General features: G+C 68.1%; 5 protein-coding genes and 1 pseudogene. All 6 read right to left on the bottom strand.

Going from position 1 to position 14,036, the window contains the following annotated elements; translation table 11 throughout:
• The coding region (locus ACJ73U_RS07555) for a hypothetical protein (protein ID WP_407776811.1) at window positions 1-9,205 on the bottom strand (9,205 nt) is incomplete at its 3' end.
• Between the two features lie 83 nt (window positions 9,206-9,288).
• The gene (locus ACJ73U_RS07550; protein WP_407776810.1) at window positions 9,289-9,621 is read right to left on the bottom strand and encodes a hypothetical protein; all 333 of its coding nucleotides are present in this window, start codon (window positions 9,619-9,621) and stop codon (window positions 9,289-9,291) included.
• A 36-nt stretch (window positions 9,622-9,657) separates the two neighbouring features.
• A complete protein-coding gene (locus ACJ73U_RS07545) occupies window positions 9,658-10,584 on the bottom strand; it encodes a DUF4913 domain-containing protein (protein WP_407776809.1) in 927 nt (308 codons plus the stop codon).
• A complete protein-coding gene (locus ACJ73U_RS07540; RefSeq protein ID WP_407776812.1) occupies window positions 10,581-12,305 on the bottom strand; it encodes a TraM recognition domain-containing protein in 1,725 nt (574 codons plus the stop codon). The genes ACJ73U_RS07545 and ACJ73U_RS07540 overlap by 4 nt, the downstream gene beginning before the upstream one ends.
• 173 nt (window positions 12,306-12,478) lie before the next feature.
• Window positions 12,479-13,495 (bottom strand): hypothetical protein, encoded by a 1,017-nt coding sequence (locus ACJ73U_RS07535; protein ID WP_407776808.1) that lies wholly within the window; start codon window positions 13,493-13,495, stop codon window positions 12,479-12,481.
• Window positions 13,480-14,036: pseudogene (locus ACJ73U_RS07530) on the bottom strand (hypothetical protein); the annotation flags it as partial. The gene ACJ73U_RS07535 and the pseudogene ACJ73U_RS07530, both read right to left, overlap by 16 nt.

Below are 14,036 nucleotides of genomic sequence, written 5' to 3'. Positions count from 1 at the left end.
CGTCGGCCAGCGCGTCCACCACCGCGATGGCGTCGGTCGCGGTGAGGAACCGACCGAACTCGTCGGTGTCGTTGGTGCGGGCATGCAGTGCCGTCGCGTAGCCGGCGATGCGGCCCACCACGTCGCCCACATCCTCGCTGCCGTCCGTGCGGAAGTAGTCGCGCAGGTCGTAGGCGACGGCGCTGGCTTGGCGTTCGTCGCCGAGCACGGTTCGGATGGCGCGCAGCGCGAGGGCGTCGCCTGTCGAGCTCGGTTCCGGCAGGGTGGCGACCAGCACCTGTCGGCGCCCGGCCAACCGTTCCGTGCGGGTGCGCTGGTGCAGGTGCTCGGCGGTGAACTCCGTCCAGGCTTGGGCCATGACGGTGTCCGGGATCTCGCGGGTCAGTGGCCCGATCCGGGCTTGGTAGTGGACGATCCTTGCGGCGATACGCGCGGTCGTCGCCATGCTCTGCGGAGTCTTCTCCGCGGTGGGCTGCGTGCGACGCAGCCAGTCCTGCAGGTCCCGGATTACCTGGTCGGGTAGGTCGTGTAGGTCGAGCTGGACGGTGAACCCTCGGTCGAGTAGTGCCTGTCCGGCGCTGGTGAGTCGCTGGGTGAGCCGGCGGTGGAAGTCGCGGAGTTGCTGGCCGGTCCGGTTCTGCTGCCGGGTCTGGGGCAGGTACCAGGCACCAGCTTCGCCGTGAGGTCCGGTGATGCGTCGGCTGTGCTTCCACCCGGCCCGTTCTTGCCGCAGCCGCGGGCCGAGTTGGTCCGACTTATCGGTGCCGAGCAGGAGAACGCCGTGGTGGTGGGAGAAATGCACGGTCAGAACCCGGGCGTCTGCGGGGAGGTCCGTGGCGCTGCTGGTGTCCGCCATGTTGTCGGACGCCGCCGGCTGCTGTTCGGTCGCGGTGTCTGTGGTGGTCACCTCGCCACCGCCCACGCCATCGCCCACTGCGGAGTCGACGAGCTGACTGTCGCCGGTCTCCTCAACCGCGTCGGTCGGCGCCGGCCCGGTGGTTCCTGGGACCGTGGTCGTGCTGGCGGTGGGGCGGCTGTCGGAGTGACGGTCGTGTTCGATTTCCGCTGGGACCTGGTCGCCGTCGGGTTCTCGCTGGTCGTCTCCGGCCTGGCCGGTGGGTGATGACGCCAGCAGCTGGGCATCCTGGGGCTCGCGCCGCTGGTCGTCAGCCGCATCGCCGGCCTGGCCGGTCGATTCGGACACGCTCGCGGCCGTCAGCGACAGGTCGCCCGCCGATTCATCAACCACTGGCTCGTCGACCGAGGGCTCACCGGCCCGAAGGTCAGCGTCGGTTGATGCGCTGCCGGCAGCGTGTTGCTGATCGTGGTTGGGTGGGCGCGGTGAGGCCGTCGACACGACATCGGCGCCGGTGGGTGGCGTGAGTGCCGCGCGAGGAAGGTCGTTCAGCGCGGTCACGGCGGCGCGGATGGCGCGGTCGATCTCGAACTTCCCGACATCGCCGAAGCTTTCGTGCCGCCGATTGGCGAGCCGCTTCACCGCGTCGATCAGCCGTATGCCACTGATCTCACCGTCGGCGAACTGGTCCAGGACAGTGAGCAGAGGGATGAGTTCGGTGTCCGGTTCGGCGCGGACGATCGGGACCGCGTGCAGGGCGTCAACCAGCCTGCGGAGCGGTTCGGGTGTCGTGTCCGGTAGCTCCGGGCGCGGCGTGTCGGGTGTGTCCAGGTCCTGCACGGCCCGCTCCAGGGCGGCATAGGCGCGGCTGGTGTGCGGGAGCCTCCCCACCAGGGCTTTGATGGTGTCCAGTCCGTCTTGGGCGGTGCGCCGTCCCATGACGACATCGGTCGCGAGTCTGCCCAGCAGGTTGGCCAATGGCTCGCCGTCGATGTCCATGTGGGCGTCGGCGGCCATGGCGTGGACGGCGATGCCGATTGGCCCGTCGTCGTGATAGGCGACGGGTGCGTGCGGGGCGAACTCGCCCCACTTGTTCTCCAACAGGGGCTTCGGTGAGGGCTGACCGGACACCACAGATGGGCCGGCGGCGGGGGCCGGTACGTCGGCTGTGCCACCAGCGCTGGGCGGCAGCTCCCGCGACGGCTCCCGTGACGGCTCCGTCGACGGATCGTTGGGTGGCTTGCTCGACGGCTGGTGTGCGGGTGCCTCGGACGGGCTGGTCGGTTCGGTGACGGTCGAGTCCACGACAGGATTCGCGCCTGCCTGTGGGCCGCCGGGCTGGTCGACGATCTTGTCGCTGGGCTGGTCGGCGGGGTGGAGGTAGGCGTGCGCGGCGCGGTGGGACTGTTGGCGGATCTCGTCGATCGCTGTGGGTAGGGGCTGGTCGGGGTCAACCACCATCCACCGTCCGGCCGCGAGGGCAGGCAACAGCAGCGGGGTCGGGACACGGATGTCGGCGGCGTCGGGTTGGTTCCGGTGGTAGGTGATCACCACGGGGTGTGATGACACGGGGTCGATGGTGAGGGTGCCGTGCAGGCGTGCCGAGTCCCCGGTGTCGAGGTGCAGGGTGATGGGAAGGCGAGCGGCAGGACCGTCGTGCGTGTCTTCGATGGGCTCGGCGGGGCCGGTGATTTCCCAGGTGTGTGTGGGTTCTGTCGTGCTGTCTGGTGGTGGGGCGGCGACCAGCCGGGTGCCGGGTGTGGCATGCAGGAGGCGTTCGAGTTCGGTGGGTTCGGGGGTGTGGAGTTCGGCGATGTGCAGTACGAGGTCCTGCAACCGGGTGGCCGGCAGCGTCGGTTGCGGGCTGTGCTGGTTCTGGAGTGCGTCGATGCGGGCGGCAAGCAAGTCGATTGCCTGGTGGGGGTCGGCGCCGAAGCCCCACAAGGCGGTGGTGATGAGCACGCGGCTGGTGTCCTCGTCCACCGTGCGCAGCGCCTTGTCCTTCCCGGATTCCTCCGGGAAGCGATCGGCCATGGCCGCGTCCAGTGCCCGGCGTAGGGGCGCGACGCTGCGTTGCCCGACGCTATGGGTGATGGTGTGTGTGGTGGTGGGGATCACCCAGCGGGTGATGCGGACGAGTTCGCCGGTCAGGGCGGCGGCGAGTGGGTCGGGGGCGGTCGCGTCGAGTACCGCGAGTGCGTGCAGAGTCCGTGCGCTGGCTGATTCGGCGGGTTGGTCGGCGTCGCGGAAGCGACCGACGACGTCGACGGGCAGCGGGGCCGTCCACTCGGCCAACGCAGTGCGTAGCCCGGCGAAGTCCTGGCGCCAGTCCACACGTTGCCCGTGGGCGTCGGCGCGGTGCTCGAGTGCGTACAGGTAGCGGGGCATCATCTCGTCCGGCAGGATGATCGCTGCGCGGGCGGCGTTGCGTGAGGCGGTGGCCGTGTCGAAGGTTTTGTCGGTGATGAGGTCACCGATTTGTGCCCCGCTCCCGGTGTGCGCGACGTACCAGGCCTGCCGTCCGGTGTGGAGTGACTTGACTTTGTAGGCGATGAGCGCGCCCGAGGGTGAGAGATGAGTTTTTCGTGCGGTGGTGATCTCCTCGATCAAGGTGTCGTGGTCGGCCTCCCAGATCTGAGGCAGTCCTTGGTACCGCGGCAGCGGCTCGACCTGACGCAGGTGTTCGACCGCGTCGTCGAGGGTGGGCCAGCGGGTGGCCACTGTGGACACCATGGCGGCTTCGGCGAGCCAGGCCAGTTCGGGCGGCACCTCCAGTGCCGGCGACCCGGCGTCCTCACCGTCGACGGAGTCAGCGGTCGCGGCGCCCTCAGTGGGGTCGATCGTGCGGGTGTCGGGGCGGGGGCGGCCGAGTTCGCGCCACACCTTGTGCGCGGTCAGTGCGGGAGGTCGTTGCCCGGTCGGTACGCCCTCGACGATGGCGACGTACCAGTCGGCGAAGGTGTGCGGGTCGTCCCCGCCGGCCTCGAAGACGGTAAGGCGGACCTGTTCGGCCAACTCGGCCCGTTGCTGGGCGCGTTTGTCCAGCCTTGCCTGACGGGCCTTGCCCGCGGGTGAGTTCGGGTCGACGTTCGCGTCGAGTGTGGTGTCATCGTCTTCGGTGAGTTCGGCGGTCAACTCGCTGCGGCGAGTGGCCACCTGGGCGAGCCGTTCGGCGTGGGGGAACGCAGCATCGATCTGGGTACGCGCCTGCGCGAGGGTGGTCTCGGCTTCCTCGATCTGGGACCGTATCCGGGCGGGTCGTTTCGGGATCTCATCCAGCATGTTTTCCAGCCGGGTGATCAGGCCGTACCCGTCAGGCAGGTCCCGGTGGTCGGCCGGGACGTAGAAGTAGCCGCCGGCCTCGGCGAAGACCAAGTTGATGGTGTTCTGCTGGTTCATCGGGCGCAGTTGTGCGGTGAGGGTGAACCCGCCCAGCGTGGCGACGGTGATGTCACGACCATCCCGGGTGCGGGGCGTGGCCGCCATTTCGTTGCGCAGTAACGCGTTCAACAGGTGGGCGGCATCGATGCGTTTGGTGACCGTGTTGCCCTGCACCGTCATCGAGAACGCCGAGCCGCGGGTGGAGACATGTCGGGTGGCGACCTGTTCGGCGTCGTCGAGTTCGCGGCGCCATCCGGGGAGGCGTTTCTCGGTGTCGGTGACTGTCAGGCGGGCGGCTTGCTGGGTGCGGATGTGGCCGGCGTGCAGCCGGGTGAGTTTCTTGAACTCGGCGTCGAGTTCGGCCTTCTCGGTGTAGCGCGGGTCACCGGTGGCGGCCGCCATCACGTCGGCGAGGTCGATCGACTCGTCGTCGTCCACTTCCCGGTGCCGGCCCGGTTTCTGCGCTGCCAGTAGCGGCGCGAACAGGTTGTGTTTCTGGCGGACGATCTCCCACTTCTTCGCGTCCAGGCTGGGCGCAACGACGACCCGCTTCCAGAACACGATCTCGTTCTGGTTGCCCTGCCGGACGACCCGACCGCGGGCTTGATGGCTGGTGTCGGCGCGGTAGTCGCGGGGCGGAATGATCTCGTAGCCGCCGAGCAGCCGGTCCTGCACGTTGAGGCCGGCACCCATCCGCTGGGTCGAGCCGATCAGCACCGACACACCGCCGTTGCGGCAGGCAGTGAACAGGTCCTGTTTGGACTGTGGCGTGGTGGCCTCGTGGATGAACCGGATCGACTCCTCCCGCATCCCGCGGGCCACCAGTTGGTCTTTGAGTTCCTGGTAGAAGTTCCAGCCCGGACGGGGAATGGATTCATCGCAGAACGCCAGGATCAGCCCGCCGCGGACCGGGTGCTCGGTGCCGTCCGCCCCGCGGTAGACGTTCTCGGCGCCGGCGAGGTGCTCTTGGTAGATGTCGTCGGCGACGGCATCAACCTTCTGTGGCTCGTCGGTACTGATCCCGCGGATGCGCAGATCCAACGCGGCTTGCATACCGTGGTGGTTGATCACCAGGTGGTTGTCGGCGCCCTTCTCCGGCTTGCGGGGGTTGTCGCGGATGGCGCGTTCGCGGCGACCGAGTTCGAGGCTATGGATTTTGGCCTCGACAGAGGCGTCCACCGTGATGATCTCGACGCCGCCCTCGCGTAGGCGAGGCAGGCCGGGGATGTTCAATGCGTCGGCCATCCGCACGTCGGAGGTCAACCGCAGAATGGACCACAGGTCGTCTTCGTTGATCATGCGCCGCATGCGCATCTTCGGCCGTAGCTGCCCGGAGGGGGTGGGTTCGGTGTAGGAGTCGGCGACGATGAAGTTGCGGGCCCACTCATCGAACGGAGTCAGTTCGCGGCCCAATCGCCGCAGCCACAGATAGATCTCGCTGAACTTGCCGGTGAACGGGGTGGCGGTGGCGAGCACCGCACACGAGTGGCGGTAGCGCTCGGCGAGCCAGGCCAGTTTGAGGTCAAGATCGATCGCCCGGTCGGAGCCGGGGATGCCCAGGTCGGGGAGTCGGCTGACAACCAGCCCGTTCTTGAAGTCCTGTGCCTCGTCCACGCCGACGAGGTCGATGCCGGTTTGTTCGAAGCTCACCCCGGAGGTGTCCCGGGTGAGGGCCGCGAGCCGGCCCTGCAGGCGCTCCTCCGCGGCGGCCAGCGCTTGTTCGGTCTTCTTTGCCGCGGTCTTGCTGAGACCGTCGTTCTGGCGACGGAGTTCTCGGATGTCGTCCAGCTCGCGTTCGATGAACGCGCGTTGGGTGTCGGCGGACAGCGGGATCCGTTGGAAGGCGTCCTTGGTGATGATGATCGTGTCCCACGAACTGGTGGTGACCCGGCCGACGAACTCCGCGCGTTTGTCGACGCCCTTCTTGACGGTGAAGTCGTCGCTGGTGGCGACCAACACTTGGGCTGCGCGGTAGGCGCGGCGCCATTCTCGTTCGAATTGTTCGGCGATGGAGTCGTTGCGCACCACGATCACGGCTTTGTCGGTGAGGCCGCGGCGGCGGCGTTCCATGACGCCGACGATGATCTCCAGGGTCTTGCCGGCGCCGACGTCGTGGATCAGCCCGACTCCATTTTGGTAGATCATGCGACTGACTGCGGCGATCTGGTGTTCCCGCAACGCGATGCTGGCGGCCAGGCCGGGCGTGGTCAGCCGGGCGGTAGAGAAGTCGGTCGGGATCTCGCTGTTGAACAGGTCGTTGTAGCGGCGCATCAACGCCGAAGCGCGCTCGGGGTTCTCGAACACCCAGGCCGAGAATCGGTCGCCGATCGCGGTGGCCTTGTCCCGGGCCATTTCGGTTTCTTCGACGTTGAGCACCTTGCGGGTGCCGGTGCTGCCGTCGTCGCGGGTGTATTCGTACTCGTCGAACACGTCGATCTTGTCGCCGAGCAGCAGCGATTCGGTGAGTTGGTAGGCGTCCATGCGGCCGGTGCCCCACACGTCGGTGGCCGCGTAGGTGAACTCCCGTTGGGAGACCACCCACAGCGACGGCAGTGGGCGCTCCACGCGCACCTTCTGGTCCTGGGCGAGTTCACGCAGGAACTGCTGCACATAGGCGGGTTCGACCCAGGACCCGAGCTGCACGACGACGTCGGACGGTCCCAGGTCCGGCGGGACTACCTTCTCTAACGCGGTCACGTTGATCGCGAACCGCGCATCGGTTTCGGCGGCCTCTTGGGCGCGGGCGAGTTTGCGGCGCACGTTGCCCGACAGGTAGAGCGGTGCCCATACCACCTCGCCGGTGTCCGGGTCGTCGAAGACCAACTCCCCCAGCTCGGCACGGGCGTGGGCGGTGTCGGTGAGGCCCATCAGGCGGGCGATCTCGTCCAGGTCCACTCGGGAGTGCTCGTCGAGGCAGATCGACAGGGCCTCCTCGGCGGTGTCGGCCCCCAACCGTGGGCGGGGCGGGTTGATCACTCGTTGGGAGAAGATGTCTTCCTTGCGAGCCTTGCCAGACGCGGGGTCGAACACTTCGAGCGCGCGGACCACGCCGGCGAACGGGTCATCGCGGAACCCGCCCTGCGGTGGGCGTTTGATCGTCGTGGTGCGCAACCCCAACTCGTCGAGATCGACCTCGTCGGGGGTGGTCTCCTCCGCGGCGGCGATCACCTCGCGGCCAGCACGCTCGGCCGTCGGGTCCAGCCGCAAGTCCGCGGTTCCCGTGGTCACCAGAAACTGGTCTGGATAGTCAACGGCGACCTGAGCGGCCCGCTCGCGTGCCGTGGCGTCGCGTCCGCGAGCAATCTGGTCGAGAACCTTCTCGACCACCTTGTTGTGCGCGGTCTGGTGGGCCTTGGCGATCCCGTCGAGGTGCTTGGTGAGGATGTCGGCCCCGACGCCGGCGTCCCGCAGATGAGTGAGGTAGGCGCGCACCGTGTCCGGCGATGCGGGCAGCGACTCGTACTCGGTGCCGGTGTTGTTGTCGGTGCACCAGCGTTTGAACACCGCCCAGCCGGCGAGCATGGTGCGGGTCCGGGTGTAGCGGGACGGCGGCCCGTAGACCTCGACGTAGTCGTCATACGCACGGTTGAGCTGGTCTCGCAGATAGCGGACCTCGGCCGTGTCATCGAGGGTGTCGTTCTCGGCCCTGACCAGCGCCATCGCCAGATCCCGGATGCCCAATAGCCCGCGCAGCTCGTCGGCCTGGGAAGGCAGCGGGGTGTAGGGCTGTTCGTCGCGGCCGACTCGGCGGGTGAACGTGCCATCCGGTTTGGCCGCCAAGAATCCCGCGTACAGCGCGGCGTCCGGGTCGATCAGATCAGCCTCGCCCGCGGGGCGAGGCGTACGGGGGCCGGTGGCAGGAGTCAGGGTCTGCCCGCGCTCGTGGGCCTGTTCGATGATGCGTGCAAGGGCTGCTTCCAGCGCGGGAGCCGCATCGGGGTCGCCGAGGACTTCCAGGTCGGTGCCGCGGTCCGGCACGAACTTGGCGCGGAACTCGCCCAGCACCAGTTCGGGATGCTCCAGGAAGTACTGGTTGATCAGCATCGTGGTCTCGGTGCCCTCAACCTCAGCACCAGCCACGTCACCGTCGTGGGCGCCGGTGTCCTGGCCGTCGGCGTTCTTGGCTTCGTCGTGGGTGGTGACCGTGTATGGGACGGCGAACTCCCACGAGGTCAGGTCGGTGGGTGGCTGGTCGGGTTCGCGTCGGCGCAGGATCAGCAAGTCGGTGACCACGGCGGTGCCGGCCGCGCGTCGGTGCGCGTTGGTGGGCAACCGCACCGCACCCACCAGATCAGCCAATTCGCCCATCTCGCGGCGCGCGGCCGGGTTGCGGGTGTCGAGGGTGTACCGGGAGGTCAACGCGATCACCAAACCGCCCGGTCGGGTCAGGTGCAGCGCCTTGATCAGGAAGTGGTTGTGGATGGAATGGCGCGCCGGGTTGTGGCGGGGGTCGTGGAGCCGGAAGCTGCCGAACGGCACGTTGCCGATCACGGCGTCGAAGCTGCCTTCGTCGGCGTCCAGGTCGGCGAACGAACCCGCAACCACGCGGGCGTGCGGGTAGAGCAGGGCGGCGATGCCGGCGCTGGTCGGGTCGCGCTCGACGCCGACCATCCGCGCCCCGGGCGGGGCCATCCCGATGAAGTGGCCGGCGCCGCAGCCGGGCTCGAGAACGTCGCCCTCATCGAACCCGAGCCGCTGCAGGGCTTGCCAGATCACGCGGACCAGCGCGCCGTCGGTGTAGTGGGCGTTGAGGACGGTGCGGCTGGCCGCGTCGTAGCCGTCCTTGGTCAGCAGCTGCTGCAGTTCAGTGCGGGCCGCGGTGTAGGTGTCGAGGTGCTCGTCGAAGACCTGCGGGACCGCGCCCCATCCCGACCAGCGCGCCAAGACCGCCTGCTCATCGGCAGCGGCGGGTCGCTCAGCCGTGCGGAGCACGGTGAGCAGCCGCAACGCGGCCAGGTTGGCCTCCACCCGCGACTTCGCGCCTGAGGGGGCGAAGTCCTCCTGGCCGCGCGGGCGAAACGACGCTAGATCAGCATCGTGTCGTTGATCGTCTAGTCGGTCGTCGTCGGGTTGGTCGCCTCGCTGCTCGGCTCGGTGTAGACCATCTCGCGCAGGGTCTCGTCCTCGGCCGTCTGGCGTGCCGTCTGCTCCTGCTGCACCCTCGCCACGAACCCGCTCACCTGCGGATAGCTGGCCAGCAGTTGGTCTGTGCGGGTCAGCACCGTCTCCGCCACTTGCTCGCCCAGCTCGCTGAAGAACCTCTGCGGATCCTCGATCGCCGCCAGTTCCTGCGGTCGGTGCCGCTGCCAGTGCTCCAGGGCCATCTGCCCGTAGTGATTCATGTCGTGACTCATCACGGGTTCGCTCGTCACGGGACTCGTCATAGGCTCCATTATCGGCCACGATCCCTTCTGTGTCGGTCATTTCGTCCCCCCGGTGGTGTCGCCAGCCACCTGGTCGTCCAGGTCGCCGGTGATGGTGATGCGCGAACGCGCCGGTCCTGGCTCGCTGACCGCGTGATCGAGTACGGCGTCGGCCAGGTCAAGCACGGCATGGCCCAGTGGGTTGGCGGTGTCGGTGTGCCGTTGCGGGGAGCAGGCATAGAACGGCCCATACGGGCTAGTCAGTGTGGCCAGATGCGGGTCAAGATGGTCACGCAAGTAGGCCGACAACCAACTAATACTGTCCTCTTTAGACAATTCGTCGAAAACCAAGTACAAGGCGGTGAACCGCTCAATGGCGTCGTGGTGTAGCCACCACTGGCGGCACCAGCGAACACCGCCGCCCTCTCCAGTCGCGGTGACCCGCCGCACGAGCGGAGTGATGTGCTCTGCGACCCACCCGTACAGGACGTCCAGCGCGGGGCGTTCCTGTTTCCCTTCCTCGGTATCGGCTTCGCCGGGCGATGCGGCGGTTGCGGAGTAGGCCGCCGCAGTGGGTGGGAGGAAGTCGTCGAGCGCGACGTCGCGCTGCTGCATGGCCGCGGTGAAGGTGGCCGCGGTTTCACCTGAGCGTTCGTCGAGTTCGGTGACAATGTCCTCAAGCTCGTCCAGCCCCACCACGGCGCGGTTGGCGGCGTTGGCGGCGAGCCGGACCTGCTCGGCCATGGAGAATTGGTCGGCTTGGAGCGCGTCGATCCGTCTGGCGAGCTGCTCGTGTCGACTGTGCAGATCGGAGTGCAGGTCGGCGACGGTGCTCACGACAGAGGTCAGGATTTCCGCGAAGTCCTCCACCAGGACGGTGATCGCGTCCGCGAGGTCTGGAATGGTCGTGACGTCAGCGACGAGATTCGTGATCCGCTGCTCTGCTTCGGAGATCTGTGCGGTCAGTTCCTCGAATGCGGTCATCGCCGACCGCCGTTCTGCCCAGCTCCATTGTCGGCATGGTTTTCCGCGAGCAGTGCTGCCGCGACCGGGTTGTTGGGTCCGAGGTAGCCGATCGCCGCCTGTTGGATCTGCTGGGTGGCTTGACCGGAGTAGTTGCTGATCTCGGCCTTCTCGTCGTCCGGTTCGGCATACCACGGCTTGAGACGGAGCAGTCCGGGTCGCCGGCCGCTGGTGTACAGGAGGGCGTGAGTGCGGGGCAGCGCGGCGATGTCGGCGGCGGTGTAGATCCGTTCCGTGCGCAGCGATCGGGAGTGCGAGTGCCCGGAACCCGAAGCGTAGGAGGTAGAGATTTCCTCGATCTTGTGGTCTCCCACCAAGCGGGATAGGTCTTCGGCGAAGTCTGGGTCGGCTACCCCGGCGCCGACCGTTTTGATGGTGGCCGCGGACCACAGGGCGTCGAATCCGTCTTTGCCCCAGACGCTTCTACCTTGTTCGCGGGACTGCAGGACGGTGGTGACCATCAACCCCTGGCTGCCGAACCAGCTGTACCAGGCCGGTAGCTCGGGCAGCCGGACGATGTTGGCCGCTTCGTCCAACTGCACGGTCATCGGTGGATCGAGTCGCCCGCCACGCGCTGCGGCGGCTTGGCTGGCGACGTAGAACAACTCGCCCACGATCGCGGCCACCAGCGGACGGCCGGTGCCTTGTCCTTCCCGGGTCAGCAGGTACAGGGTCGGATGCGCGTCGCCGGGGCGGGTGATCAGCGACCAGAGATCCAACTCCGCGATCTCGGCGGGATCGCCGGGAAGCTGCTCCCAAGTAGACGGTGGGGTGACCCAGCGCAGGAGCGGCTCGGAGTCCAAACAGGCGATGGCAGTCGCGACTCCTTCGTAGATGCCACCCCGGGTCTCCGGCGCCAACTCCAGCGTGGCGCGCAACGCCGCCGCCTGGGTCAGGTATCCGGCTTGTTCGAGGTAGTAGGCGGGTTCCTCGGAGCGGGTGGCCACCCACAGCGCGACATCCCGCAACGTTCGGGGCGGTGTCGCGCACGCGGCACCGAGCAGGATCTGCCGAAGGGTTTTCGCGGCGGCTGGGGTGAAGAACGGGTCAGCTCGGCCGCCGGAACCCGGGTCGTCACCGACTTCGCGCATGAAGTAGGCGGCGAGCCTGGCGGCGGACTCGACGTCGTGCACGTAGGACAGGAGGTTGATCCAGAATCGCTGCGGCTGATAGGTGATCCGGTTGGGATCGAAGAGGTAGGTGGGTCCGACCTTCGCGCGCAGGCCCGCGGTGAGGGACCACACGTCGCCCTTGTTGCTGGTGGCCACGACGGTTCCTGGCGCGGCGAGGATCTCCGGCACGACTTTCGCTGAGGTTTTGTTGGAGCGTGGGCCGCAGATGACCAGTTCGACGTCTTCGTGGCTCTTGTAGACGGTGCGGCCACCGATCTCGCCCAGTGCCGCGCCGATCTGCCGGGGTGTCAGGTCGCGGGTGCGAGCGCCGGCCAGTGAGGGCCGCAAACCCTGGGCGCGTTTGGCCATGGCGGCCTGCTGGAGGTCGGTGAAGTTCGCGGCGTTGGCCAGGGCGCTGCGTCCGTCTCGTGGCTGGCGCCGACGCACCGCCACCCAGACGGCGACCAGCGCGGCGAGCAGCAGCAGTCCCTGCACCGTCACGGCGAGGTAGAACAGCAGCGGTGAACCGTCGGGGCCGAGCACTGCGACCAGCCCGCGGTGGGCCAGCACGCCCGGCAACCGGCCCACCGAGGGCACCTGATGTCCTGCCGGGGCGGCGAGTTGAGCGGCCGTCCACAACGCTGCGGCGGCGGTGAACAGCAGGGCGACGACGCCGACGATCACCCAGGGCATCGCCGGGTTCGCGCCGCCCGCGTGCCTGCGGTCGTTCGGGGTGCCGGGGATCATGCCGACCTCCCCACCCGCCCCGTGAACTCACGGTTTTCGGGTGCGGGTGCGTCGGGGGCTGTGGTGTCGAACGCCTTGTCGGTGTTGTAGAGCTGCGCTTCCCGGGCGGACAGGGTCATCCGGACCGGCAACCCGGAACGTTCGCCCGCTTTGATCAGATACAGTCCTCGGCCGGGGTGGCGTTGGCCGCGTACCCAGGTGCCAGCCGACTGCCAGGACGCCAACAGCTCAGCTTCCCTTGAGGACAGGGTGACGGCGAGTTTGCGTACTTCGCTGGCGGGGAGTCCGCCGTAGACGTGGATGGCGCAGCGCGCGGCGATACCACGTGCTTTGGCACGGTCCTCTTCGGACGGTAGGGCTTCCAGATCGTCCATGGAGTGGGTGAGGTAGACGCTGGCAACGCCTTTGTGGCGGTTGAGCCGGGTCATGCGGTCGGCGCGCTCGACGAGGCCGGGTCCGGTGCGCAAGGCTCGCCAGGTTTCGTCCTGGACCCACAGGATGTTGCGGCCGTGGCCGGCTTGGCGGGCTTCGATCATGCCCGCGCCCCAGGCCCAGGAGCAGAGCATCGCTGCCGCGACCACCTCGTCGGTTTCCTCGTCGAGTACCGAGATGTCTAGCGACGTCGCCGGGGCGGCGGGGTCGAGCCGGGCGGTGGAGCGGCGATCGAACAGCCCGCGGAGTGGACCGTCGACCAGGATGTCCAAGGCGGAGAGCACTTCGCGGATCAGTTCGTAGTAACGCGAGGAGTTCTCATCGACGCGGGCCGCGCGTTGCAAGCCGATCGGTGCGGCGTCAAGCACGGCCCGAACGTCCGGGATCGTGGGTTGTCCGTCCGGTGCGGCGTCGGTGGCCAGATCCAGCGCGCGGGACAGCAGGTTGCGTTCGGTCGGTGTGGGTGTGCGGCCCAACTCGAGTAGCAGCAGTCCTTCCAGCAGTGCGGTCTGTCGGGCGCGGATGGCTTCCCGCAGTGCGTCGCGTTGTCGTCCGCTCGTGGTGGCTAGCAGCGCGGCCAACGGGCCCGGGTCCAGGGGTTGATCGCGTCGAAGCCGCGACCAACCTTGATTACCGTCCCGTTGAGACGGTGGATCAGGTCGGTGTATTCGCCTTTGACGTCGGCGGGGACGAACAGCATCCATCCGAAGGCGCACAGTCCGATGCCCAGTCGTTTGGCGAACGCTGATTTGCCCACCCCTGCCTGCGCCTGGACCCACAGCCCTGTGTTGGACACGAGGCCTTCGCGCAGCCAGTCGCCGGGGTGCACACCGACCGGCTCGTGGGTGTGCAGATCGTGTCCAATCGGGACGCCTCGCACCCGGCTGCCGGAGCCACCGACGAACGGGTACAGGCCCGCGAGCTGCGTGGTGGTGCCCTGCCACAGAGCGGCGGAGCCCACGTGATGGTCCCGTCCCCCACCCCGGACCGCCCAGCCCCGTGCCGGCGGCACCGGGAGCGCCCGCAGATCGGCCAACGGATCATCGACTAAAGGAGCCTGAGCGTCCACTGTGGCGGCTTTGTGGCGGGTAAGTCGTCGTGCGCGGCGGCCATGGGCCTGCG

The sequence above is a fragment of the Actinophytocola sp. genome (genome assembly GCF_045807065.1).
In the GTDB taxonomy this organism is placed as follows: domain Bacteria; phylum Actinomycetota; class Actinomycetes; order Mycobacteriales; family Pseudonocardiaceae; genus Actinophytocola.
This window is presented reverse-complemented; position numbering and strand designations above follow the sequence as displayed.

Bases quoted from the DNA above. Each gene is read 5' to 3' on its own strand.
- ACJ73U_RS07550 (WP_407776810.1), bottom strand. From the start codon at position 9,621: ATGACGAGTCCCGTGACGAGCGAACCCGTGATGAGTCACGACATGAAT.
- ACJ73U_RS07545 (WP_407776809.1), bottom strand. From the start codon at position 10,584: ATGACCGCATTCGAGGAACTGACCGCACAGATCTCCGAAGCAGAGCAG.